Genomic DNA, 24,199 nt, shown 5'->3' on the forward strand with positions numbered 1-24,199 from the left:
TTGTCTGGTCAGAGACCAAGGACGGTGCCGATAGATATCAGCGACCGGCTTAGTTGACCGCGTCTTTCAGGGCCTTGCCGGCTTTGAAGGCAGGAACTTTACCGGCAGCGATTTCGATGGTCGCACCAGTTTGCGGGTTGCGGCCGGAACGGGCTGCACGCTCGCGAACGGCGAAAGTACCGAAACCAACCAGAGCAACCTGGTCACCCTCTTTCAGGGCTTCGCCCACGGCATCGATGAAGGCATCCAGCGCACGGCCAGCGGCAGCTTTGGAGATATCAGCACCGTCTGCAATCTTGTCAATCAGTTGAGATTTATTCACTCTTATATTCCCCTTTTATCGAACATCGCTGCGGCGCTGATTTCCCTGGCCACAACAAGTGGAGGTTTTATAACAAGCCTCCTGATCAGTTGCAAGTGACAATCTGGCGCAAACCCGCGCCACATCACGCATTGCGACTCATCATGAGTACCCGATCGGTGGTCAAGGCTACTTCCGTTGTCCGGTGCATGCAAGCCTTAACCACCCCCCGAATGCGCCAAATTTGCGGCGCATCAACATTTACACGACAGAAACGCGTTCGAAACCTTGCGGATTGTCCTGCAACGCCAGTGCAAGCACCTCATCAATCCAGCGAACCGGATAGATTTCAAGATCTTGTTTGACGTTAGCCGGGATCTCCTCGAGGTCACGTTCATTCTCTTTCGGGATCAGCACACGCTTGATGCCACCACGGTGGGCCGCCAGCAGTTTCTCCTTGAGACCACCGATGGGCAACACCTCGCCACGCAGGGTGATTTCACCCGTCATGGCCACGTCGGCGCGCACCGGGTTGCCGGTGAGGCTGGAGACCAGGGCGGTACACATGGCGATACCGGCGCTCGGGCCATCTTTCGGGGTCGCCCCTTCCGGCACGTGCACGTGGATGTCGCGCTTCTCGTAGAAGTCGCCGTTGATACGCAGCTTCTCGGCACGGGCTCGCACCACCGTCATGGCGGCCTGGATGGACTCCTGCATCACATCACCGAGGGAACCGGTGTAAGTGAGCTTGCCCTTGCCCGGCATGTTGGTGGTCTCGATGGTGAGCAGATCGCCCCCCACTTCGGTCCACGCCAGCCCGCACACCTGGCCAATCTGGTTCTGGTCGGTGGCCTTGCCATAGTCAAAGCGCTGTACCCCCAGGAACTCCTTGAGGTTCTCCTGGTTGACCTGAACATGCTTGATGCTCTTGTCCAGCAGGATGCGTTTGACTGCCTTGCGACAGATTTTGGAGATTTCACGCTCCAGGCTGCGCACACCCGCCTCGCGGGTGTAGTAGCGGATCACCCCGATCAGCGCCGAATCCTCGATGGTGATCTCGGAAGGCTTCAGGCCGTTGCGCTGGATCTGCTTGGCCACCAGGTGCTGCTTGGCAATGTTGAGCTTCTCGTCCTCGGTGTAACCGGACAGACGGATCACTTCCATCCGGTCCAGCAGCGGACCCGGGATGTTCATGGAGTTGGAGGTGGCCACGAACATCACGTCCGACAGGTCATAATCCACTTCCAGATAGTGATCGTTGAAGCTGCTGTTCTGCTCTGGATCCAGCACCTCCAGCAGGGCGGAAGCGGGATCGCCACGCATGTCCGAGCTCATCTTGTCGATTTCGTCGAGCAGGAACAGGGGGTTCTTCACGCCCACTTTCGCCATCTTCTGGATGAGCTTGCCGGGCATGGAGCCGATATAGGTACGACGGTGACCGCGGATCTCCGCCTCGTCACGCACCCCACCCAGGGCCATGCGCACATACTTGCGGCCGGTGGCCTTGGCGATGGACTGCCCCAGGGAGGTCTTGCCCACCCCGGGAGGCCCGACCAGGCAGAGGATGGGGCCCTTGAGCTTGTTCACACGCGCCTGCACCGCCAGGTATTCGAGGATGCGATCCTTGACCTTGTCCAGGCCATAGTGATCTGCATCCAGCACCTCCTGGGCCTTGCCTAGGTCTTTCTTGACCTTGGAGCGGGCCTTCCAGGGCACCTGCACCATCCAGTCCACATAGCTGCGCACCACGGTGGCTTCCGCCGACATGGGGGACATCATCTTGAGCTTGGCGAGCTCGGCCTGGGCCTTCTCGCGGGCATCCTCCGGCATCCCGGCCTCTTCAATCTTGCGATTGAGGGCTTCGAATTCATCCGGGCTGTCTTCCAGCTCACCCAGCTCTTTCTGGATGGCCTTCATCTGCTCGTTGAGGTAATACTCCCGCTGGCTCTTCTCCATCTGCTTCTTGACCCGGGAGCGGATGCGTTTCTCGACCTGCAACAGGTCGATCTCCGACTCCATCATGGCCATCAGAAACTCGATGCGCTCGGACACGGAGGCGATTTCCAGCACCTTCTGCTTGTCTTCGAGCTTGAGCGGCATGTGGGCAGCCATGGTATCGGCCAGGCGCGCCGCATCGTCGATCGCCGAAATCGAGGTGAGTACCTCGGGCGGGATCTTCTTGTTGAGCTTGATGTAACCTTCGAACTGGCCGATGGCAGAGCGCACCAGCACGTCCTGATCCTTCTCCTCGATGGGGGAGGACGCGATGTACTGGGCCTCCCCGACAAAGAAGTCGCGATCGTCGATCATCCGCTCAAGGCGGGCACGCTGGCCCCCCTCCACCAGCACCTTGACGGTGCCGTCCGGCAGCTTGAGCATCTGCAGAATATTGGCCACTGTCCCGACGGAGAAAATTTCCTCCACCGTCGGTTCGTCAGTCGACGCATCCTTCTGGGCCACCAGCAGGACTTTCTTGTCCTGCTCCATGGCCGCTTCCAGACAGCGAATGGATTTTTCCCGCCCCACAAAGAGTGGAATGACCATGTGGGGATAGACCACCACGTCACGAAGAGGCAGGACGGGAATCTCGATGCGTTCTGAACGCTCTAGGTTCATATATGTCCTCTCGGCTTGTTATACCGTTGGCAAAGGCTTGGCTGAGTATATGGGGGCGCAAAGATGAGATTCAATCGCCTTGGCCGTAAAAAGCATGAAAGGGGCAAAAAGCCCCTTTATGTGATTAAAAATCAGACAGTTACTCTGAGGCTGCGGCCTGAGTCTCGGGATTGTCGTAGATCATCAGGGGCGCGGAGTCTCCCTTGATCACCGTCTCGTCGATCACCACCTTGCTGACCCCTTTCAGGGAGGGCAGGTCATACATGGTGTCGAGCAGTACGGCCTCGACAATGGAACGCAGACCCCGGGCACCGGTTTTGCGCTCCATGGCCTTGCGGGCAATGGCATTGAGCGCGTCGTCACGGAACTCCAGCTCAACCTCTTCCAGGGCAAACAGCGCGGCATACTGCTTGGTCAACGCGTTCTTCGGCTCTTTCAGGATCTGGATGAGGGCAGCCTCGTCAAGCTCGGTCAGGGTCGCGACCACCGGCAGACGACCGATGAACTCGGGGATGAGACCGTACTTGATGAGATCTTCCGGCTCCACCTTGGCAAAATTCTCGCTCAGGGTTGCCTTGGCATTCTTGGATTTCACCTCGGCGCCAAAACCGATGCCGGTGCCCTTGACGGAGCGCTGCTCGATCACCTTGTCCAGCCCCGCGAAAGCACCACCACAGATGAAGAGGATCTTGGAGGTGTCGACCTGCAAAAACTCCTGCTGCGGGTGCTTGCGACCGCCCTGGGGCGGCACGGAGGCGATGGTGCCTTCGATCAGTTTCAGCAGTGCCTGCTGCACCCCTTCCCCGGAGACGTCGCGGGTGATGGAGGGGTTGTCCGACTTGCGGGAGATTTTGTCGATCTCGTCGATATAGACGATACCGCGCTGGGCCTTCTCCACGTCGTAGTCGCACTTTTGCAGCAACTTCTGGATGATGTTCTCCACGTCCTCGCCCACGTAACCGGCTTCGGTCAGGGTGGTGGCATCGGCCATGGTGAAGGGCACATCCAGCAGACGAGCCAGGGTCTCGGCCAGCAGGGTCTTGCCGCTGCCGGTGGGGCCAATCAGCAGGATGTTGGATTTGCCCAGCTCCACGCCACCGGACTCGCTGCCGCTGCGAAGACGCTTGTAGTGGTTGTAGACAGCCACTGCCAGCACCTTCTTGGCGTACTCCTGACCGATCACGTAGTCGTCCAGATGGGCGCGGATTTCATGAGGGGTCGGCAGCTCGCTACCATCGCGCTTGGGAGAGATCTCGCGGATCTCTTCGCGGATGATGTCGTTGCACAGCTCGACACACTCATCACATACGTAGACGGAAGGGCCAGCGATCAGCTTGCGCACTTCATGCTGGCTTTTGCCGCAGAAAGAGCAATACAGCAGCTTGTCGCCCTCACCCTTGCGTTTCTCTGTCATTCAGCGACCTCGTTTTATCAATAGAGGATGGATCGTCCTGTTGAGTTTACAACAGGACGGGGTACCCTGCTCAGCCGCGCTGGCTCAGGATGCCGTCAACCAGACCATAGGCAACGGCCTGCTCGGCAGACATGAAATTGTCACGGTCGGTGTCGCGCTCGATGGTGGCCATGTCCTGACCGGTATGGAACGCCAGACGATCGTTCAGGGTATTCTTGATTTTCAGGATCTCCTGGGCATGGATCTGGATGTCAGAAGCCTGCCCCTGGAAGCCGCCCAGCGGCTGGTGGATCATCACTCGGGCATTGGGCAGGCAGAAACGCTTGCCCTTGGCGCCACCGGCCAGCAGGAAGGCCCCCATGGAGCAGGCCTGCCCCATGCAGACGGTGCTCACGTCCGGCTTGATGAACTGCATGGTGTCATAGATGGACATACCCGCAGTGACGGCGCCACCCGGCGAGTTGATGTAGATGCTGATGTCCTGATCCGGGTTCTCGGACTCCAGGAACAGCAGTTGGGCCACCACCAGGTTCGCCATGTGATCCTCGACCTGACCGGTCAGGAAGATCACCCGCTCTTTCAGCAGACGGGAATAGATGTCGTAGGAACGCTCCCCTTTCGCGGTTTGCTCTACCACCATCGGGATGAGCGCATTGCGTGGGGATTCAGTCACATCGTTATAGTTCTTGTACATAAGGCATTGTCCCTAAAATAAAATGGCCCGAGTGGAGATCACACGAGCCATTATACTTAACAGTTTTGACCTTAAGTCAAATGTTCTTAGGCAGCGGCACCGGACTTGTTGATCACTTCGTCGAAGGCAACTTCTTTCTCGGTGACTTGCGCCTTGGACAGGATCAGATCGATGGCTTGATCTTCAATGGCCAGGTTGCGCACGCCGTTCAGCATCTGCTCGTTCTGCTGATAGTACTCGATCACTTCTTTCGGATCTTCGTAGGCAGTGGCCATGGACTCGATGATGCTGGTCACACGGGCGTCGTCAGCCTTGATCTCGTTGGTGCGGATGACGTCACCCAGCAGCAGACCAACGCGGACACGGCGCTCGGCCTGGGCCTGGAACAGCTCGGCCGGCAGCTCGGGGGCGTTGCCGCCCTGGAAGCCACCGAAGCGCTGCAGAGCCTGCTGACGCAGGGTGTCGATTTCCTGGGCAACGGCAGCCTTCGGCAGATCGATCTGGTTGGCTTCAACCAGGCCGTTCAGTACCTGCTCTTTCACGCTGTTTTTCAGGGCCTGGGCCAGTTCGCGCTCCATGTTCTTGCGCACTTCAGCCTTCAGCTCTTCAACGCTGCCGCTCTCGATGCCGAAACGCTTGACGAACTCTTCGGTCAGCTCGGGCAGCACTTGCTCTTCAACCTTGTGCAGCTTGGAGGCAAACTTGGCAGCCTTGCCCTTCAGGGCTTCGGCGTGGTAGTCAGCCGGGAAAGTCACCTCGATGGTGAACTCGTCGCCCGCTTTCTTGCCCAGGATGGCGTCTTCGAAGCCCGGGATCATGCGGCCAGCGCCCAGTTCCAGGGTGAAGCCTTCAGCCTTGCCACCATCGAACTCTTCACCGTCGATGGAACCGACGAAGTCCATGGTCACACGCATGCCATTGGCGGCAGCCACAGCGGCTTCAGTCCAGGTGGCGTGCTGCTTGCGCAGGGTGTCGATCATGTTTTCCAGGTCGCTGTCCTTCACGGTGGCAACCGGCTTCTCGACCTTGATGCTCTCCAGACCGGCAACTTCGAACTCCGGATACACTTCAAAAGTAGCGGTGAATTCGAAATCCTGACCTTCTTTGATCTCTTTCGGATCCATGGTCGGGGCGCCAGCCGGGCTCAGTTTGTTCTCGATGATGGCCTTGATGAAGTTGTTCTGCATCATTTCATCGGCAACGCGGGCGTGAGCCATGGCACCGAACATCTTCTTGATGATGGCAACCGGAGCCTTGCCAGGACGGAAACCGTCGATGCGACGGGTTTTGGCCAGGCCATTCAATTCTTTGCGCACGGCGGCGTCAACGGTAGCGGCCGGTACAGTGATGGTAAGACGGCGTTCCAGACCCTGGGTTGTCTCTACAGAAACTTGCATTCTTTTACCTCGTTCAACTCAGCACTGCGTGCTGACCCTTTATTGCCCCCGGGCAAGCCCGGAGTCTTCCTGTTTATAAAGACAACGACTGTCTTTGTGATGAGAAAATATGACGCGACATTATAGCGGCGTGCAGTGGTCGCGTCGAGCCGCACATCCCCCATCCGGGGCACAGACAGCACAATTTGCGCAAGACTTTCTCCTATATGGGGAAGCCTTGCACCGAGTTCAAGCATTCCATCCGCAATAATTTGCACTGGCTCACTCTTTTTCACGGCGAACGGGCCATTTTGATCGCCATCCGCCGCCAATCGGGCACAAAAATGGCGTGCTGCGACCCAAATTGTCCACCTTCTCGCCTGTGCCATTGCGTCCCCCGGCCGGGCTCGCTATGGTGACAACCAATTTACGTGCTGCTGGAGTCACCCACATGTCCTTTTTCCGCTTCTTGTTCAATCTGCTCTGGTTCGTGCTGGGAGGCGTCTTCATGGGGCTGGCCTGGTGGCTGGCGGGGCTGCTCTGCTTCGTCTCCCTCATCGGGATCCCCTGGGGACGCGCCTGCTTCGTCATTGGCACTTTCACCTTCTTCCCGTTTGGCAAGCAGGCGGTGAGCCGCAAGAGCATGACGGGCCAGAGCGACATCGGCACCGGCGCCCTGGGGCTGATTGGCAACATTCTCTGGTTTGTGCTCATCGGGGTCTGGCTGGCCATCGGCCACATCGCCTCGGCGCTGGCCTGTTTCGTCACCATCGTCGGCATCCCGTTCGGCATCCAGCACCTCAAGCTGGCCCTCATCAGCCTGGCCCCCATCGGCCAGATGATAGTGACCAACCACGAGGCCGAATCGGGCCGCTACATCCGCTGACGGCCCATCTCAGGCTATCCTTGCGGGTGGAAAAAAGGGCAGACTAGGGTCTGCCCTTTTTCATTTCCCCATTCGAGGTCTTCCATGCTGCCCAGCCATTTTTTTGCCAACCTCGCCCGTATGCGCCTCATCTACCGCTGGCCCCTGATGCGCAACATCCAGCCCGAAAACATCGCCGAGCACAGCCTGCAGGTCGCCATGGTGGCCCACGCCCTCGGCCTTATCAGCAATCGCCTGTTCGGCGCTCAGGTGGATGCAGACCGGGCCGCCGTCATGGCCCTCTACCACGACAGCAGCGAGGTGCTGACCGGGGATCTGCCCACCCCGGTCAAGTACTTCAATCCCGAAATCGCCCGCGAATACAAGAAGATTGAGCTTGCCGCCGAGCAGCGCCTGCTGGGCATGTTGCCGCCTGAGCTGGTCGAGGACTTTCGCCCCCTGCTCGACTCCGGCGCCCAGGACGAGGCCCTCACCAGCCTGGTGAAGGATGCAGACACCCTCTGTGCCTACACCAAGTGTCTGGAGGAGCTGAGCGTCGGCAACCGGGAGTTCGAGCCCGCGCGAAAGCGCCTCGAGCAGATGCTGGACGCTAGGATGAACCCCGCCATGCGCTACTTCATCGATGTCTTCGTGGGGAGTTTTTCACTGCCTCTCGATGAGTTGAATGCCCATTGATGCCACCAACACGGTACCAGGCATCATCTCCTCCTGCGTATTGCCCCGATAACCGCCACGTCGGGGGTTTCCCCACAAAAGAGTGACAATAAAAAGGGCCCCGCAGGGCCCTTTATCACATCCATGGGCATCAATGCCCCAGTTCCCGGGACGGCACCAGGCCGCTCGCCCGCCAGGCAGGATAGAGGGTCGCCACCAGGCTCATCAGGATGGCGGCGCCGGTCACGATGAGCAAATCCTGCATGTGCAGCTCGGTCGGCAGGAAGTCGATGAAGTAGATGTCGGGATTGAGGAAACGGTGCCCGATCACCCCTTCGATGGCGCTCAGGATCTGGGTCAGCTTGCTGGAGAGCAGGCCGCCCAGCAGGGCGCCTAGCAGGGCACCCGCCACCCCGTTCACCATCCCCTGGATGACGAAGGTAAGCCGGATCTGGCCCGGGCTCGCCCCCATGGTCTTCAAGATGGCGATCTCGCTGCGCTTCTCGTTCACCGCCATCACCAGGGTGGAGACGATGTTGAAGCAGGCCACCGCCACCACCATCAGCATCACCACGTACATCACGGTGCGCACCATCTGGATGTCCTGATAGAGATAACCCTGACGGCTCATCCAGCTGCTGATATAGACGTAGTGCGGGAATTTCTGGGCCGCCGCCACCGTGATGGACTGGGCCTTGAGCACGTCGTTCACCTTGAGGCTGAACCCCTCCACCGCGCTGCCCATGCCGGTGATGGCCTGGGCGTCCGCCAGGTGCATGAAGCCGAGCAGGCCGTCGAGCTGGCCACCGATCTCGAGCAGCCCCACCACGGTGAGCGCCTCCCGTTTCGGGTTCTTGATGCCGGCGGCATCCCCCGCCTGGGGCAGCAGCAGGGTGACGGTGTCCCCTGTCTTGACCCCCAGCTTGTCGGCGATGATCTTGCCGAGGATGACCCCGTGTTCACCCGCCTGCAGCTCGCGAAGGCCCCGACCCGTCATGAAGTTGCCCGCATCGGAGAGATTGGCTTCCAGCTCCGGCAGCACCGCACGCAGCTGGACCCCCTTGAGGGCGGAGCCGTGCTCCAACAGGCCGTCCAGGCGAATAACGGGGGCAGCCGCCTCCACCCCGGGCTGGGCCAGCAGATAGTCCCTGAGCCTCGGCCAGTCAGGCAGCGGCGCTTCCATGCCGATGAGCTCGCCGTGGGGGACCACGGAGAGCACCCGGTTCTTGAGCTCCCGCTCGAACCCGTTCATGGCGGAGAGGCCAAGAATGAGGGCCATCACCCCGAGGGCGATGCCGATGAGGGAAGAGGCCGAGATAAAGGCGATGAAGCCGTTGCGACGGCGGGAGCGGCTGTAACGCAGGCCCAGGAACAGGGGCAGCGGCTTGAACATCAGGCGACCTCCGCCATGATGCCGCTCACCAGGGTGACCCGGCGGTGGAGCTTGGCGGCCAGGCTCAAGTCATGGGTCACCACCACGAACGCGGTGCCAAGCTCGCGATTGAGCTCGCACAAGAGCTCATAGACGGCGGTGGCGCTGGCATGATCCAGGTTGCCGGTGGGCTCGTCCGCCAGCACCAGGCTGGGTTCGTTGACCAGGGCACGGGCGATGGCCACCCGCTGGCGCTCGCCACCGGAGAGCTCGGACGGTCTGTGGTTGAGACGGTGGGAGAGCCCCACCCGCCCCAGCATCTTGCTCGCCTTCTCGGTGGCGCTGGCCACCGACTCACCGGCGATCAGCAGCGGCATGGCCGCATTTTCCAGCGCGCTGAATTCCGAGAGCAGGTGGTGGAACTGGTAAACGAAACCCAGCTCCTGGTTGCGAAACCTCGCCTGGGTGCGGCTGTCCCAGCCATGGATGTCCTGCCCCTTGAACAGCACGGCGCCGCTGGAAGGGTTGTCCAGCGCCCCCATCAGGTGCAGCAGGGTGGTCTTGCCGGAGCCCGAGCTCCCCACCACCGCCAGCATCTCCCCGGGGGCGACGTCCAGCTCGATCCCCTTGAGTACCTGGGTCTCCAGATTGCCCTCTTTGTAGACATGATTGAGGGCCTGGCAGCGCAGCAGCGGCTCGCAGGGGACGGATTGATTCATAACGGAGGCTCCACTTGCACCAGTAACAACAGAAGATGAATTATTCATAACGCAGCGCCTCCGCCGGTTTGACCCGGGCCGCGCGGGAGGCCGGGTAGAGGGTGGCACTGAAACTCAGCAGCACTGCACCCAGCAGGATCGTCATGACCTGGGCCGGCTCGACGATGACCGGCAGACCGCTGCCCCCCGCCGCCATATAGAGGTTGAGCCCAAGGGCATTGAGCAGAGGATTGAGGCCAAAGCAGAGCGCCAGCCCCGCCAGCCCCCCGAACAGGGCGCCGATGACGCCGCTCGACGCCCCCAGGACCATGAAGATCTTGACGATGCCGGATTCGCTCATGCCCATGGTACGCAGGATGGCCACCTCCCCTTCCTTGTCGGTGACCACCATCACCAGGGCGGAGAGGATGTTGAAGGTGGCGACCGCGATGATCAGCACCAGCATCAACCCCATCATCCGTTTTTCCATGGCCACCGCCTGGAACAGCTCGCCGCGCTCGCGGCGCCAGTCCTGCCACTCCAGCCCGTCCGGCAACGCGGTCTTCACCACCTCGTCGGCGGCGAAGGGATCGTCCAGCCAGAGGCGGATGCCGCCCACCTTGTCTGCGGGCAGGCGCAGCATGCGCTGGGCATCCCCCAGGGCAATCAGGGCCACCTGGCTGTCCACGTCGGCGCCGACCCCGAAAATGCCGGAGACGGTGAAAAGACGCTGGGCCGGCACCCGGCCAAAGGGGGTAAAGCGGGTACCTTCGGTCAGGATGAGACGCACCTGGTCGCCGATGGAGACCTTGAGGCGGCTGGCCACCCCCTGCCCCAGCACGATGTGGTATTCACCGGCCTGCAGGCTGTCAAGGCGCCCACCCAGCATCTGGGCGTGCAGGATGTCATCCTTGGGCCAGCGGGCGGGATCGATCCCCTGCACGCTCACACCGGTGAGCTGGCCCGGGCTTTGCAGCATGCCTTCGCTGTCGAGCATGGGGGCCGTGGCCACCACGTGGGGCAAGCGGGCCAGGTCGGGCAGACCTTCGGGCTCGGCCTCGATGCGTCCGGCCTGATTGGTCACCACCACATGGGGGATCACCCCGAGGATGCGCCCCTTGAGCTGGCCTTCGAACCCGTTCATCACTGAGATCACCACCATCAGGGCGGCGACCCCGATGGCGATGCCAAAGGTGGAGAACAGGGAGATAAAGGAGACGAAGCGGTTACTGCGTCGCGAGCCTGCATAACGCAGGCCGATGGCCAGCGACAGTGGCTGAAAAAGTCCGGTCTTCAAGGATATCTACGTTGCCAACGAAATAAGATACCGGATAATAAAGGGAAACCGTCTATGACAACAAGGGATAGCCTCCATGCAGGAACAGTTCTTCAGCGTCACCCATGCCACGCCGGTCAATGTGATCCCCATGCCGGCCGACTTTCGTCTGCCGACGCTGGAGGCCCTGGAGGCCGAGTTGCCCGAGCCGTTTCGCATCGCCTCCGCCATCACCTCCATCGATCTGGTGAGCAGCCGGTTGCTGCGCAGCCAGAACGAGTCCATGCACGATCTGGTGGAGATCATCAACCAGCAGTCCCGCAAGATCGACATGATCATGGGCTATGTGCTGGCAGCCCAGGATCACCCCGAGCACCGCTTCCACACCCTGCGCTTTGGCGCCGGGCAGCTCACCTACCTGCACCCCCACCAGGGGCACGGGGAGGCCCCCGCCCTGCACCAGATCGTGCGGCTCAAGATCTTCCTGCGGGAAGAGGCCTCCGCCGTCTACTGCTACGGCGAGGTCGTGCAGCGGGACGCTGGAGAGCACGGCACCCACGTGATGCTCGACTACGTGCGCATCCGCGAGGATGACCGGGAGCTGCTGGTGCGCGCCAGCCTGCATGTGCAGTCGAAACAGCTCAAGCTGCGTGCCCAGGAACGTCAGCGCTAACCCAGGTCCATGTCAAAAGAACGCCAACAGTAAAAGACTCCGATGATGCCAATGACCCTCCCCGCCTTGCCCGCCAAAGCGGGCCAGAAGACAACGTTCGGCCAGCTGGTCGGCAGCAGCCTGGCGCTGGTTGCCGCCCGCCTCACCCGGGAAGCCCGAAGACCCGTCCTGCTGGTCACCGCCGATACCCCGAGCGCCCTGCGCCTTGAACAGGAACTGGGGTTCCTGCTGGCGGATCAGGATTGCCCGGTGCTGCTGTTCCCGGACTGGGAGACCCTGCCCTACGACAGCTTCTCTCCCCACCAGGACATCATCTCCCAGCGCCTCGAGACCCTCTACCAGTTGCCGCAGATGCGCCACGGCGTGCTCATCGTGCCCATCTCCACCCTGATGCTGCGCACGGCGCCCCAGGCTTATCTCGACAAATACAGCCTGATGGTCACAAGCGGCCAGCGCCTCAACCTGCAGCAGTTGCGCGGGCGTCTGGCGCAGGCGGGCTACGTGGCGGTGGAACAGGTGCTGGAGCACGGCGAATTCGCCGCCCGCGGCTCCCTGCTGGATCTCTTCCCCATGGGGAGCAGCCGCCCCTATCGCATTGATTTTTTCGACGACGAGGTGGACTCCATCCGCCCGTTCGACCCCGAGACCCAGCGCTCCAGCGAGCCGGTCAAATCGGTGAGCCTCCTGCCCGCCCGGGAATTTCCCACCGACGAGGGGGCCATCGAGCTGTTTCGTGGCCAGTATCGCGAACAGTTCGAGATCTCCCGGGCCGAGGGCTCCGTCTATCAGGAGGTGAGCAAGGGGCGCTGGCCCGCCGGCATTGAATACTACCTGCCGCTCTTCTTCCAGCAGACCGCCAGCCTGTTTGATTACCTGCCCGAAAACACCCTGCTGCTCACCGTGGGGGAGATCTACCCCGCGGCCCAGCGCTTCTGGAACGACATCGGCCAGCGCTATGAAGACAGACGCTGGGACAACACCCGTCCCCTGCTGCCGCCCCAGCAGATCTATCTGCCGGTGGAGCAGCTCTTCGCCGCCCTCGGGGACTATGGCGCCGTGCGGCTGCAGGAGGCGACCGTTGACGGCGGAGCGGGTCAGCACGATCTGCCCCTCGCCCCCCTGCCGGATCTGCAGCTCGACCACAGCAAGGAGCAACCCCTGCTGGCCCTTGACGGCTTCCTGCAAGGCTTTGCCGGGCGCACCCTGTTTGCGGTGGAGTCCGAGGGGCGGCGCGAGGGGCTCGGGGATCTGCTCGCACGGATCAACCTGCAACCCCGGGAGTTTGCTTCCCTCGACGCCTTCCTGGTGAGCGATGCGCGCCACGGGCTGCTGGTCTGTCCCCTGGAGCGGGGCTTCCTGCTGCAAGAGCCCGGCCAGACGCCCCTTGCCCTCATCACCGAAGCCGAGCTGCTCGGCGGCAAGATCCGCAGCAAGCGCCAGCGGGACAAGAGCAAGAACTTAAGCTCGGATGCGGTGATCCGAAACCTGGGCGAGCTGACCCAGGGCCAGCCGGTGGTGCACCTGGATCACGGGGTCGGTCGCTATCTGGGGCTCGAGACCATAGACGCAGGCGGCCTGCCCACCGAGTTTCTGACCCTGGAATACGCCGGCGGCGACAAGCTGTTCGTGCCGGTCACCAGTTTGCACCTGATCAGCCGCTACACCGGCTCGGACAACCCGCCCAGCCACAAGCTCGGCGGCGAGGCCTGGGTCAAGGCGCGGCGCAAGGCGGCGGAGAAGGTGCGGGACGTGGCGGCCGAGCTGCTGGATGTCTATGCCATGCGGGCAGCCCGTCACGGCTTTGCCTTCAAACACGACCGGGAGGCCTACCGCCAGTTTGCCGCGAGCTTCCCGTTCGAGGAGACCGAGGATCAGCTCAATGCCATCAACGCTGTGCTCGGCGACATGTGCCAGGCCAAGAGCATGGATCGGCTGGTGTGCGGCGACGTGGGCTTTGGCAAGACAGAAGTGGCGATGCGGGCGGCCTTTGTGGCCGTGCACGGCGGCAAGCAGGTGGCCGTGCTGGTGCCCACCACCCTCCTGGCCCAGCAGCACTACGACAACTTCCGCGACCGCTTCGCCAACTGGCCGGTGCGGGTGGAGGTACTGAGCCGCTTCCGCTCCGCCAAGGAGCAGAGCGCCGTGATGAAGGAGATGGCCGAGGGCAAGGTGGACATCATCATCGGCACCCACAAGCTGCTCGGCGCCGAGCTCACCTTCAAGGATCTGGGCCTGCTCATCGTCGACGAGGAGCACCGCTTCGGGGTGCGCCAGAAGGAGAAGATCAAGGCGCTGCGCGCCGACGTGGATATCCTCACCCTCACCGCGACCCCCATTCCCCGCACCCTCAACATGGCCATGTCCGGCATGCGGGATCTCTCCATCATCGCCACCCCGCCCGCCAAGCGGCTCGCCATCAAGACCTTCGTGCGCCAGCACGAACCTGCGGTGGTGCGCGAGGCGGTACTGCGGGAATTGAAGCGCGGCGGCCAGGTCTACTACCTGCACAACGACGTGGAGAGCATCGAGAAGTGCGCCGCCGATCTTGCCGAGCTGGTGCCGGAGGCGCGCATCGGCATCGCCCACGGCCAGATGCGCGAGCGGGAGCTCGAGCGGGTGATGTCGGACTTCTACCACCAGCGCTTCAACCTGCTGGTGTGCACCACCATCATCGAGACCGGCATCGACGTGCCGAGCGCCAACACCATCATCATGGACCGGGCGGATCATCTCGGTCTGGCCCAGTTGCACCAGCTGCGGGGCCGGGTCGGGCGCTCCCACCACCAGGCCTATGCCTACCTGCTCACCCCCCATCCCAAGCTGATGACCAAGGATGCGGCCAAGCGGCTGGAGGCCATCGCGTCCCTCGAAGATCTCGGCGCCGGCTTTGCGCTCGCCACCCACGATCTGGAGATCCGGGGCGCGGGCGAGCTGCTGGGCGACGATCAGAGCGGCCAGATCGAATCGGTGGGCTTCACCCTCTACATGGAGATGCTGGAGCAGGCGGTGGAGGCGCTCAAACATGGCAAGGAGCCGTCGCTCGAGCAGCTGATGAGCCAGCACACCGAGGTGGAGCTGCGCCTGCCCGCCTTGCTCCCGGACGACTACATCCCGGACGTCAACATGCGCCTCTCCATGTACAAGCGCATCGCCAGTGCCGCCGATGAGCAGGAACTGCGGGAGCTCAAAGTGGAGCTCATCGATCGCTTCGGTCTCTTGCCGGAACCGACCAAGACACTGATGGAGCTGGCCGCCTTCCGCCAGCGCGCCACGGCGCTGGGCATTCGCCGGGTGGAGATGAGCGAGCGCGGCGGCTATCTGGACTTTACCCAGGAAACCCGCGTCAACCCGGCCTATCTGGTCAAGCTGCTCTCCGAGCAGCCGCGCATCTACAAGATGGACGGACCGACCCGGCTGCGCTTCCAGGTGCCGACCCAGGACAGGGCCATGCGCCTCAAACTGGTGGATGGCCTGCTGGCAGATCTCGCCCGCCATGCCACCCCCTGAGGGGAAGCATGACGTCAGCAGGGCGCGACCTGCCGCCTACAACAACGGGAGCCCCAGGGCTCCCGTTTCGTTGCTGGCAAGGGGCGGCATCTCGCCCCCGGCCCCCCTTCTTGCCCCCGACGCCTCGGTTCGCCCTCCTGGCAGCACCATTTTACCGCCAAATCCATCCACTGATGCGATACATTGAGTCACCACCCATCTGAAAAACAGATGGATGTGGGGATGATTGTGGGCAACAAACGGGCTCAATGCGCCTCGATAGCCCCGCAGATGGCCCGTGCCGTATTTATCCCGCCCACGTATCCAGACCAGGCATCCCGGCAAGGGGGCCACCAGCCATTGCACCGCGACCGCCGAGGCGCCGCATCGGTCCGTCAGTCCGTCAGTTCGTCAGTCCGTCAGTTCGTCAGTTCGTCAGTTCGTCAGTTCGTCAGTTCGTCAGTTCGTCAGTTCGTCAGTTCGTCAGTTCGTCAGTTCGTCAGTTCGTCAGCATATCAACCTGGCTATACCCGCCTGCCCGTCAATAAAAACGGGAGCCTTGACGGCTCCCGTGACGAAGGGACGCTGGCCCGGGCTTAGCCCTGGTTGGCCGGATCCTCGTGGGCGGAGAACTCCCGCATGAAGGCCTCGGCCCGCTCCACCATCCTGGTGGACCCGACGAAGTAGGGGGTCCGCTGGTGCAGAGCGGTAGGCTGGATGTCCATGATGCGGCCAAAGCCGTCGGACGCCTTGCCACCGGCCTGCTCCACCAGGAAGGCCATGGGGTTGCACTCATAGAGCAGGCGCAGCTTGCCGTTCGGGGAGTTGGTGCCGGACGGGTAGATGTAGATGCCCCCCTTGAGCAGGTTGCGGTGGAAATCCGACACCAGGGAGCCGATGTAGCGGGAGGTGTAGGGCCTGTGAGTCGCCTCGTCACGCTCCTGGCAGTATTTCAGGTACTTCTTCACCCCGTCCGGGAACTTGATGTAGTTGCCCTCGTTGATGGAGTAGATCTTGCCCTCCTCCGGAATGCGGATGTTCTCGTGGGAGAGGCAGAAGCAGCCGATGGAGGGGTCATAGGTGAAGCCGTTGACCCCAAAGCCGGTGGTGTAGACCAGCATGGTGGAGGAGCCGTAGACCACGTAGCCCGCCGCGACCTGACGGTGACCCGGCTGCAGGAAGTCCTCCAGAGTGACCCCGGCGCCCGGTTTGCTGACCCGGCGGTAGATGGAGAAGATGGTCCCGACCGAGACGTTGACGTCGATGTTGGAGGAGCCGTCGAGGGGGTCTATCAGCACCACGTACTTGGAGTGACGGGAGAGCTCGGAATCGAAGGAGACGAAGTCCTCCTCCTCCTCAGAGGCCATGCCGCACACCTCGCCACGGGCCTCCAGCGCCGCCTTGAAGCGCTCGTTGGCATAGACGTCCAGCTTCTGCTGCACCTCGCCCTGCACGTTTTCGGCGCCGATGGAACCGATGATGTCCGCCAGCCCCGCCTTGTTGATCTCCCGGTTCACCACCTTGGCGGCCAGGCGGATGGAGCTGAGCAAGGAGGTCAGCTCGCCGGTCGCGGTCGGGTAGTCCGCCTGCTTTTTGACGATGAACTCGCCCATGGTGATCATGTTTCGCATTCTTGTTCCTTTAAGATCGTTTCCGTTGGCCGTTGAAAACGTTTGCAAGTGTCGGCAAAAAAAGTGCCGATCCCCGGCAGCGTTGTTTTGTAACCCAATGTAACGCCTGTTTTTTGTTTTTGCAGCGAATTAAGCCGTTCTTTAAATCGCCAGAAAGCCGCGCCACCACGGGCTTTCGCCGTGAAACAAGGGTGCCATCCGGCATCTTTTGGGGGGTTAATTCGTGACAAGAATGCATCCGGGCCGACGCAGCTGCCCGCCCTGCTCCCCCTGGCGCCCGGCAATGTTGTGCCAGAGGCGCCCCTCTTGAGATCTCCCCCCCAATCCCGCACACTGGCTGCGCTTTGGAAGCAAAAAAACATAAGGATATTCAATGAAAAAGTCGCTTATCGCCGGGGCGGTTGCCGCTCTGCTCACCCTCCCCGTCCTCGCCGCCCAGGTGCCTGAAGGCACCCAGCTTCTGCCAGCCGCCCAGCAAGTGTTCGTGCGCAACATCGGCACCGAGCCTGCCTCCATCGATCCCCAGATGGTGGAAGAGAGCGCGGGCAGCGACGTCGTCAACGATCTGTTCGAGGGGCTCTATACCCTGGATGGCAACGGCAAGCTGCAGGCGGCGGGCGCCCTTGGCTACGAGCTCGATGCCACGGGCACCGTCTACACCTTCAAGCTCAGACCCGATGCCAAATGGTCCAACGGCGAGCCGGTGACGGCGGCGGACTACGTCTATGGCTGGCAGCGGGCGGCGGACCCCAAGAACGCCTCCAACTACGCCTGGTTCATCGAGCTGACCGGCGTCGCCAATGCCAGCGACGTGGTGCAGGGCAAGCAGAGCCCGGATGCCCTGGGGATCAAGGCGCTCGATGACTACACCCTGCAGATCACCCTGAAAAACCCGGTCCCCTTCTTCCTCAAGACCCTCTCCCACTACACCACCTTCCCGGCGCCCAAGGCCACCATCGAGAAGTTCGGTCATGAGTGGGTCAAACCGGCCAACATCGTCTCCAACGGCGCCTTCGCCCTCAAGGAGTGGACCCCGAACGAGCGCCTCATCGCCGAGCGCAACCCCCACTACTGGGACAACGAGCACACCGTGCTGAACAAGGTGATCTATCTGGAGATCGTCTCCGATACCGCGGCCTACAACCGCTATCGTGCGAGCGAGCTGCACTACACCACCTATCCCCTGGAGCAGTATCAGCAGATCAAGCGCCAGAGCCCGGAGGAGCTGGTGAGCGCCCCCATGCTCGCCACCTACTACTACGTCTTCAACACCCAGCGCAAACCCTTTGACGACGTCAGGGTGCGCAAGGCACTCTCTCTTGCCATCGACCGGGACACCATCACGGAGAAGATCCTGGGACAGGGGCAGCTCTCCGCCTTCAGCCTGACCCCGCCGAGCGTGGACGGCTTCGAGCTCAAACGCCCCGCCAGCGAGCTGATGAGCAAGGAAGAGCGCATCAAGCAGGCCAAGGCGCTGCTTGGCGAGGCGGGTTACGGCCCGGACAAGCCGCTGACGGTGGACATCCTCTACAACACCAACGAGGGGCACAAGAAGATAGCGCTCGCCATCTCCTCCATGTGGAAGCACAACCTGGGGGTCAAGGCGGAGCTCAACAACATGGAGTGGAAGACCATGGTGTCGGCCCTGAACGAGGGTGACTTCGGGGTGAGCCGCTACTCCTGGAACGGAGACTACAACGATGCCTCCACCTTCCTCGACATCATGACCTCCAGCAGCAGCGCCAACAGCGGCAAGTGGTTCAACAAGGAGTACGACGCCCTCCTGGCCAAGGCCCATGACGCCAAGGACCCCGCCGAGCGCAACCGCCTCTATCAGCAGGCCGAGGTGCTGATCGACGAGGAGGCCCCCATTGCCCCTGTCTACTTCTACGTGAAATCACGGCTGCTCAAACCCAACGTCAAGGGCTACCCCTACCAGAACCCGCAAGACCTGGTCTATGCCAAGGATCTCTATCTGACGGCGCAGTGACGCTGGGCACCGAACCAAAAAGACCGCCTCGAGGGCGGTCTTTTTTTATCCTACTTCTCCTGACAGCCCGCCACCGCGAGCCGGGCGCGTCTTCGCACCGTCACGGGCCTCACCAGCAACTGCGCCAGCAACACCCCCATCAGGGTCATGCCGCCACCGATGAGGTGATAGCTGGTGAGCCGCTCCCCGAGCCAGCTGATGGCAAGGGCGGCCGTCATGACCGGCAACAGGTTCATGAAGATGGCGGTACGGCTCGCCCCGAGCAGGGCAATGCCCTGCATCCAGAGCCAGGGCGAGAGGGCCGAGGTCGGGATCCCCGCATAGAGGATGAGCCAGAGGGCGCTGCCATCGGGCCAGTGCCCGTCCACCAGCAGATAGAAGGGGGTGAGGAACAGAAGGCTGCACAGCACCTGGCCGTAGAGCATGGACCAGTTGTCCAGCCCCAGATCCCAGCGCTTGAGCAGCACGCTGTAGAGCGCATAGGTGGCCGCCGAGAGCAGCATGTAAACGGAACCGATATGGATGCCCTGGGTCAGCAACCGGGCCGGATCCCCCTGCCCCAACAAAATCGCCAACCCCAGAATGGAGATGGCGCCTCCCAGCAGCGCCCCCCAGGTGGGCCGCTCGCGCAGCAACCAGATGCTGAGCAGCACTGTCATCAAGGGGGTCAGCCCCATCATCAGGCCAATCTCGGTGGCCCCCAGGGTCTGGGCCGCGTAATAGCCAAAGGTCTGGTTCAAGACCATGCCGAGCAGGGCCAGCACCGCCAGCTTCGAGAAACCGGCCCGCAGCTTGCGGCGCTCGCGCCAGGCCCGGTGAGCCAGAAACGGGGTCAGCACCAGGGCCGCCACCATCCAGCGCGACCAGGCGAGCGCTGCAGGAGACAACACCCCGACCGCCAGCTTGCTGACGATGCCATTGCCGGCCCAGATGGCCATGCAGGAGAAGGGAAACAGGAAGGCAAGGGGCATTGCGATATCCAGAATAAAAAGGCGGGCATTGCGCGCGAGTATAGAGAGGCAATCAGGATAAGCAAGCCTGCCAACGCAGGAAGAAGCGCCATGGCGCGAACGGTTGGCGCCGCGCCCAGGCGCCATCAACAATCATGCCCGCACAGGGGCGGGCATGAGGGGGACCAGGGTCAGCCTGAGGCGTCTCAAGCGGCATCCATGTGGAGCCTTGAAATCAGTTCATTGACCTCGAGCACCGTCTGGCGATGGGGAATGTCGGCTTGCAATGGCATCATCAGCAAGCCCGACTGGAAATCGAAGCGCCCCCTGCCGTGGATGTAAATCCGCCCCTTGAAGAAGGTTTTGACATGTTTTGCCACCATCAGTGGCAGGTACTTCTTGAACACTCTCATCGTTTGCAACCTCTTGAAGTTGTATCCGTATGACAGCAGCTTATGCGAAATAATTCCGTTAAATTTATATAAAAAACCGGAAAATTCGACTCTCTCTTCCCCAAAAAACCAAACTGTAACTTATTATTAACTTTTACCGTATTGTATGCGGTCCTTCCAGCCAGAGCAAGACTCCTTTGCCATCTTGCCATTCGATGCAGGCCAGCCCGGACGTCGCGAACATGGGGGCCCCTGCCGCCGGGCAGAGACTCTGGACCAGATACCCCACCAGCGGCAGGTGGCTGACCATCAGGATGTTGTCATGCTCCGCCGCCAGCTCCGTGAGGTAGCTCGCCACGAAAGCCGGATCCCCGTAGGGGGTGATGTCGCCGCTCTCCTCGACCTTGAGGGCCTTGGGCAACACGGGGGCGATGGCCTGCCAGGTCTGTCTGGCACGCAGGTAGTTGCTGTGGATCACCAGGTTCAGGGAGCCTGCCAATTGGGGAGCCAGCCAGCTCGCCATGTGGATGGACTCTTCGATGCCTTGCTCGGTCAGTGGACGCTGTTCATCAGTCTTTGCGTTCATGCCAGCCTGGCCATGACGCATGATGTAGATTTTCATTACAACCTCGCCCAGGGGGCCTGTTTAAATAGCGGGGGGATCTTACCCCGCCATGCCGGGGGAAACAATTGCGCCACCTCTCAGAAAAGGGTTTGCCTCGCAAGATAGCGGGGTCGATAATCATGTTTAAATTCAAATAAATTCACCGCGAGCCCCTCCCCAATGAGCCCATATGCCAGTCCCAATGACCATCGGCGGTATCACTATCTGGAGCTGGCAAACCGGCTCAGGGTCTTGCTGATCTGTGATCCCGAGACCGACAAATCCGCCGCCTCCCTGGCGGTGAATACCGGCCACTTCGACGATCCAGCCGATCGCCAGGGCATGGCCCATTTCCTCGAGCATATGCTGTTTCTCGGTACCCGCACCTACCCCAAACCCGGTGAGTACCAGCAATTCATGAGCCGTCACGGGGGCAGCAACAACGCCTGGACTGGCACCGAGTTCACCAACTTCTTCTTCGACATCGACAACGGCTTCTTCGAGGCGGGGCTCGACCGGTTCTCCCAGTTCTTCATCTGCCCCACCTTTGCACCGGAGTGGGTCGACAAGGAGCGCAACGCGGTGGACTCCGAGTACCGCCTCAAGCTGCAGGACGACGTGCGCCGCAGCTACCAGGTGCACAAGGAGACGGTCAATCCGGACCACCCCTTCTCCAAATTCTCGGTGGGCAACCTCGACACCCTGGCGGATCTCCCCGGCCGAGATCTGCGCTCGGACCTCATTGCGTTCTACGAAACCCACTACAGTGCGGATCGCATGGCGCTGGTCATGCTTTCACCGGCACCCATCGAGACCCAGCTAGCCTGGTGTGATCGCTTCTTTGGTGCCATTCCGGATCGCCACCTCGGGCCTCCGGTACTGAGCCATCCTCTCTACCGGCTCGATGATCTCGGCATTCGCATCCAGCTGACCCCGGTCAAGGAGACACGCAAGCTGGCGCTGACCTTCCCGCTGCCGTGCGTGGATGAGTATTACGACAAAAAACCCCTCACCTTCCTGAGCCACCTCATCGGCTATGAGGGGGAAGGCAGCCTGCTCTCCCTGCTCAAGGGGCGGGGCTGGGTCAATCAGCTCGCCGCCGGCGGCGGCATCAGCGGCGCCAACTTCAAGGACTTTGGCGTGAGCTTTGGCCTCACCCCCCTTGGGCTTGAGCATGTAGACGAGATCATCGCCGCCCTGTTTGGCTATCTGAAGCTCATCGAGCGGGACGGGGTGCAGGCCTGGCGCTATGAGGAGAAGCGCAGCGTGCTGGAATCCGCCTTCCGCTTCCAGGAGCGTGGACGGGCCCTCGACACCGTCTCCGGCCTCGTGCTCAACCTGTTCAGCTACGGGCCGGACGATCTGCTCTATGGCGACTACATGATGCGCGAGTTCGATGAGCCGCTGATCCGGCGCTTCCTCGCCAAGCTGACCCCCCACAATCTGCGAGTGACCATCCAGGCCCCGGAAGTGAGCACGGATCGACTCGCCCGCTGGTACCAGACACCCTACAGCGTCCAGATCATCAGCGAGGCCGAGAAGATCCGCTGGCAGCAGAGTGAACCGGATCCCGCCCTGCACCTGCCGGCGCCCAACCCCTTCATCAGCACCCGCCTCGACGCCCGTCTGCCGGCACTGCCCGCCGACATGCCGTCCTGCCTCATCGACAGGCCCGGTTTCCGGCTCTGGCACCTGCACGAGCATCAGTTCAGCGTGCCCAAGGGCAGCCTTTACATCTCCGTCGACAGCGAACATGCGGTCAAGAGCCCGCGTCACATCGCCATGGCGCGTCTGGCCGTGGAACTGCTCACGGATCACCTCAACGCCCTTACCTACCCGGCGGAGCTCGCGGGCCTTGGCTACCAGATTTATGCCCATCAGGGGGGCTTTACCATCAACCTCAGCGGCTTTGCCGACAAGCAACCGCTGCTGCTCGACATGATCCTCGGCAACCGCACCCTGGGGTATCCGGATCCGGCCCGCTTTAGCGAGATCAAGGAGCAGCTTATCCGCAACTGGGAGAACCAGTCCAAGACCCGCCCCATCTCCCAGTTGTTCAACCAGCTCACCAGTTTGCTGCAACCCAATAACCCGCCCTTCGAGCAGCTGTTGCGCCACCTGCGCACCGTCGAACTCGGCGAGATGCCCGGCTTCGTCTCCGAGCTCTTTGCCAGGGTGCATCTGGAGGCCCTGGTACATGGAGACTGGACGGCCGCCGAGGCCCTCGAACTCGCGGCCCTGTTGGAGCGCCACCTCGGTGCCAACAGCCAGCCCAGCGCCGAGACCCGCCGCCCCCTCATCTCCATCCAGGACAGAGGCACCCTCATTCGCGAGCAGGGGTGCGATCACGAGGACTCGGCGCTGCTGGTCTACTACCAGTCTCGCACCACCCGGGCCCGGGATCTCGCCTGCTTCACCCTGGCCAACCACATCATGTCATCCACCTTCTTCCACGAGCTGCGCACCCGCCAGCAGCTCGGTTACGTGGTGGGAGCCGGCAACCTGCCCCTCAACCGCCATCCCGGTCTCATCTTCTATATCCAGTCGCCGGTGGCGGGGCCGCAGATCCTGCTGGATGCGGTGGAGGAGTTCATCGATCTCTTCCCGCTGGCCATGTTGGAGTTCACCGAGCAGCAGTGGCAGGAGAGCAAGGCGGGGTTGCAGGCCCAGCTCAGCGAGCGGGATGCCAACCTGCGCAGCCGCGGCCAGCGGCTCTGGGTCAGCATCGGCAACAAGGATCTGGGTTTTGATCAGCGCGAACGGGTACGCGAGGAGGTGGGCAGGCTCAGCCGTGCCGATCTGGTGCGCTTCATCACCCAACTGAGATCCCGTACCTCGGATCGCCTCATCCTCTGCAGCTATGGCCTGGGCCACGAGCACGACGAGCGGATCACCGGCCAGTTTGTCGACGATCCCAGGGCATTTCGGCTCAACGCCGCCACCTTCGAAGGCTGACCTCCCCTGTTGGCAACGCGCAGGCAATAAAAAGCCGACCCTGTGGGGTCGGCTGGAAAAACCATAATCAATTGCGACCAAAGCCGCCAAAAGTGAACATGAGCGTGAAAATCAGACACTGGGTTGATGTTCGACCGGCGTTCAAACCAGAGCTCATCGGTCGGCACCAGCAGTGATTGAGAAACAGCCTCATCTTAGGCATTTCCCTGATTTTCCACGTTGATCTATGTC

At 61.8% G+C, this 24,199-nt stretch carries 19 protein-coding genes; 6 read left to right on the plus strand and 13 right to left on the minus strand.

Annotation, left to right across the window (positions count from 1 at the left end; all coding sequences use genetic code 11):
- Nucleotides 1-49: 49 nt before the first annotated feature.
- From hupB to tig, 5 genes are all read right to left on the minus strand, one after another.
- On the minus strand, nt 50-322 hold the full coding sequence (gene hupB, locus AB5Y80_RS13155) for a nucleoid-associated protein HU-beta (protein WP_005315375.1): 273 nt from the start codon (nt 320-322) through the stop codon (nt 50-52).
- Between the two features lie 240 nt (nt 323-562).
- Entirely contained in the window at nt 563-2,917 is a 2,355-nt protein-coding gene (gene lon / locus AB5Y80_RS13160; RefSeq protein ID WP_368173038.1) for an endopeptidase La, read from the minus strand.
- Nucleotides 2,918-3,056: 139 nt separating this feature from the next.
- Nucleotides 3,057-4,331 (minus strand): ATP-dependent protease ATP-binding subunit ClpX, encoded by a 1,275-nt coding sequence (clpX, locus tag AB5Y80_RS13165; RefSeq protein WP_010674573.1) that lies wholly within the window; start codon nt 4,329-4,331, stop codon nt 3,057-3,059.
- Between the two features lie 70 nt (nt 4,332-4,401).
- Nucleotides 4,402-5,025 carry an ATP-dependent Clp endopeptidase proteolytic subunit ClpP gene (gene clpP / locus AB5Y80_RS13170; RefSeq protein WP_005324106.1) on the minus strand — a complete coding sequence of 208 codons (624 nt, stop codon included), beginning with the start codon at nt 5,023-5,025 and terminating at the stop codon, nt 4,402-4,404.
- A gap of 86 nt (nt 5,026-5,111) precedes the next feature.
- On the minus strand, nt 5,112-6,422 hold the full coding sequence (gene tig / locus AB5Y80_RS13175) for a trigger factor (protein WP_010674572.1): 1,311 nt from the start codon (nt 6,420-6,422) through the stop codon (nt 5,112-5,114).
- A 430-nt stretch (nt 6,423-6,852) separates the two neighbouring features.
- Here tig and AB5Y80_RS13180 point away from each other — a divergent pair, with 430 nt between their 5' ends.
- Both AB5Y80_RS13180 and yfbR read left to right on the plus strand, forming a co-directional pair.
- Nucleotides 6,853-7,287, plus strand: coding sequence for a YccF domain-containing protein (locus tag AB5Y80_RS13180; protein WP_039039046.1), 435 nt, complete (start codon nt 6,853-6,855; stop codon nt 7,285-7,287).
- Nucleotides 7,288-7,371: 84 nt separating this feature from the next.
- Nucleotides 7,372-7,962: a 5'-deoxynucleotidase gene (yfbR, locus tag AB5Y80_RS13185; RefSeq protein ID WP_010674569.1), complete on the plus strand. Its 591-nt coding sequence runs from the start codon at nt 7,372-7,374 to the stop codon at nt 7,960-7,962.
- A gap of 130 nt (nt 7,963-8,092) precedes the next feature.
- Here yfbR and lolE read toward each other — a convergent pair whose 3' ends face one another.
- From lolE to AB5Y80_RS13200, 3 genes are read right to left on the minus strand one after another with little or no spacing between them, the layout of a single operon-like run.
- Nucleotides 8,093-9,334 (minus strand): lipoprotein-releasing ABC transporter permease subunit LolE, encoded by a 1,242-nt coding sequence (lolE, locus tag AB5Y80_RS13190; protein WP_010674568.1) that lies wholly within the window; start codon nt 9,332-9,334, stop codon nt 8,093-8,095.
- On the minus strand, nt 9,334-10,032 hold the full coding sequence (gene lolD, locus AB5Y80_RS13195) for a lipoprotein-releasing ABC transporter ATP-binding protein LolD (protein WP_039039044.1): 699 nt from the start codon (nt 10,030-10,032) through the stop codon (nt 9,334-9,336). The genes lolE and lolD overlap by 1 nt, the downstream gene beginning before the upstream one ends.
- A gap of 40 nt (nt 10,033-10,072) precedes the next feature.
- The gene (locus AB5Y80_RS13200) at nt 10,073-11,308 is read right to left on the minus strand and encodes a lipoprotein-releasing ABC transporter permease subunit (protein WP_010674566.1); all 1,236 of its coding nucleotides are present in this window, start codon (nt 11,306-11,308) and stop codon (nt 10,073-10,075) included.
- Between the two features lie 76 nt (nt 11,309-11,384).
- On the opposite strand from AB5Y80_RS13200, the gene AB5Y80_RS13205 reads away from it, so the two are divergent.
- A complete protein-coding gene (locus tag AB5Y80_RS13205) occupies nt 11,385-11,960 on the plus strand; it encodes a hypothetical protein (protein WP_049636824.1) in 576 nt (191 codons plus the stop codon).
- 42 nt (nt 11,961-12,002) lie between these two features.
- Nucleotides 12,003-15,467 carry a transcription-repair coupling factor gene (gene mfd, locus AB5Y80_RS13210; RefSeq protein ID WP_368173039.1) on the plus strand — a complete coding sequence of 1,155 codons (3,465 nt, stop codon included), beginning with the start codon at nt 12,003-12,005 and terminating at the stop codon, nt 15,465-15,467.
- A gap of 575 nt (nt 15,468-16,042) precedes the next feature.
- On the opposite strand, the gene fbp is transcribed toward mfd, so the two are convergent.
- The gene (gene fbp / locus AB5Y80_RS13215) at nt 16,043-17,077 is read right to left on the minus strand and encodes a class 1 fructose-bisphosphatase (protein ID WP_029314452.1); all 1,035 of its coding nucleotides are present in this window, start codon (nt 17,075-17,077) and stop codon (nt 16,043-16,045) included.
- Nucleotides 17,065-17,307: a hypothetical protein gene (locus tag AB5Y80_RS13220; RefSeq protein WP_139739434.1), complete on the minus strand. Its 243-nt coding sequence runs from the start codon at nt 17,305-17,307 to the stop codon at nt 17,065-17,067. The genes fbp and AB5Y80_RS13220 overlap by 13 nt, the downstream gene beginning before the upstream one ends.
- A 143-nt stretch (nt 17,308-17,450) precedes the next feature.
- Here AB5Y80_RS13220 and AB5Y80_RS13225 point away from each other — a divergent pair, with 143 nt between their 5' ends.
- Nucleotides 17,451-19,067: a peptide ABC transporter substrate-binding protein gene (locus tag AB5Y80_RS13225; protein WP_010674562.1), complete on the plus strand. Its 1,617-nt coding sequence runs from the start codon at nt 17,451-17,453 to the stop codon at nt 19,065-19,067.
- Between the two features lie 50 nt (nt 19,068-19,117).
- Here AB5Y80_RS13225 and AB5Y80_RS13230 read toward each other — a convergent pair whose 3' ends face one another.
- From AB5Y80_RS13230 to sixA, 3 genes are all read right to left on the minus strand, one after another.
- Complete coding sequence (locus tag AB5Y80_RS13230; RefSeq protein ID WP_039039040.1) at nt 19,118-20,038, minus strand: DMT family transporter; 921 nt, start codon at nt 20,036-20,038, stop codon at nt 19,118-19,120.
- Nucleotides 20,039-20,223: 185 nt separating this feature from the next.
- Nucleotides 20,224-20,430, minus strand: coding sequence for a DUF1107 domain-containing protein (locus AB5Y80_RS13235; RefSeq protein ID WP_005324080.1), 207 nt, complete (start codon nt 20,428-20,430; stop codon nt 20,224-20,226).
- 133 nt (nt 20,431-20,563) lie between these two features.
- The gene (gene sixA, locus AB5Y80_RS13240; RefSeq protein WP_039039039.1) at nt 20,564-21,031 is read right to left on the minus strand and encodes a phosphohistidine phosphatase SixA; all 468 of its coding nucleotides are present in this window, start codon (nt 21,029-21,031) and stop codon (nt 20,564-20,566) included.
- Between the two features lie 162 nt (nt 21,032-21,193).
- On the opposite strand from sixA, the gene AB5Y80_RS13245 reads away from it, so the two are divergent.
- Nucleotides 21,194-23,968, plus strand: coding sequence for an insulinase family protein (locus tag AB5Y80_RS13245; RefSeq protein ID WP_368173040.1), 2,775 nt, complete (start codon nt 21,194-21,196; stop codon nt 23,966-23,968).
- Nucleotides 23,969-24,199: the final 231 nt, after the last annotated feature.

The sequence above is a fragment of the Aeromonas sp. R2-1 genome, from assembly GCF_040908425.1.
Lineage (GTDB): Bacteria > Pseudomonadota > Gammaproteobacteria > Enterobacterales > Aeromonadaceae > Aeromonas > Aeromonas caviae.

Coding starts and splice junctions, on each gene's coding strand:
- lolD (WP_039039044.1), bottom strand. CDS start 10,032: ATGAATCAATCCGTCCCCTGCGAGCCGCTGCTGCGCTGCCAGGCCCTC.
- AB5Y80_RS13225 (WP_010674562.1), top strand. CDS start 17,451: ATGAAAAAGTCGCTTATCGCCGGGGCGGTTGCCGCTCTGCTCACCCTC.
- tig (WP_010674572.1), bottom strand. CDS start 6,422: ATGCAAGTTTCTGTAGAGACAACCCAGGGTCTGGAACGCCGTCTTACC.
- AB5Y80_RS13205 (WP_049636824.1), top strand. CDS start 11,385: ATGCAGGAACAGTTCTTCAGCGTCACCCATGCCACGCCGGTCAATGTG.
- clpX (WP_010674573.1), bottom strand. CDS start 4,331: ATGACAGAGAAACGCAAGGGTGAGGGCGACAAGCTGCTGTATTGCTCT.
- yfbR (WP_010674569.1), top strand. CDS start 7,372: ATGCTGCCCAGCCATTTTTTTGCCAACCTCGCCCGTATGCGCCTCATC.
- clpP (WP_005324106.1), bottom strand. CDS start 5,025: ATGTACAAGAACTATAACGATGTGACTGAATCCCCACGCAATGCGCTC.
- fbp (WP_029314452.1), bottom strand. CDS start 17,077: ATGCGAAACATGATCACCATGGGCGAGTTCATCGTCAAAAAGCAGGCG.
- mfd (WP_368173039.1), top strand. CDS start 12,003: ATGATGCCAATGACCCTCCCCGCCTTGCCCGCCAAAGCGGGCCAGAAG.
- lolE (WP_010674568.1), bottom strand. CDS start 9,334: ATGTTCAAGCCGCTGCCCCTGTTCCTGGGCCTGCGTTACAGCCGCTCC.
- AB5Y80_RS13230 (WP_039039040.1), bottom strand. CDS start 20,038: ATGCCCCTTGCCTTCCTGTTTCCCTTCTCCTGCATGGCCATCTGGGCC.
- lon (WP_368173038.1), bottom strand. CDS start 2,917: ATGAACCTAGAGCGTTCAGAACGCATCGAGATTCCCGTCCTGCCTCTT.
- sixA (WP_039039039.1), bottom strand. CDS start 21,031: ATGAAAATCTACATCATGCGTCATGGCCAGGCTGGCATGAACGCAAAG.
- AB5Y80_RS13235 (WP_005324080.1), bottom strand. CDS start 20,430: ATGAGAGTGTTCAAGAAGTACCTGCCACTGATGGTGGCAAAACATGTC.
- AB5Y80_RS13245 (WP_368173040.1), top strand. CDS start 21,194: ATGAGCCCATATGCCAGTCCCAATGACCATCGGCGGTATCACTATCTG.
- AB5Y80_RS13180 (WP_039039046.1), top strand. CDS start 6,853: ATGTCCTTTTTCCGCTTCTTGTTCAATCTGCTCTGGTTCGTGCTGGGA.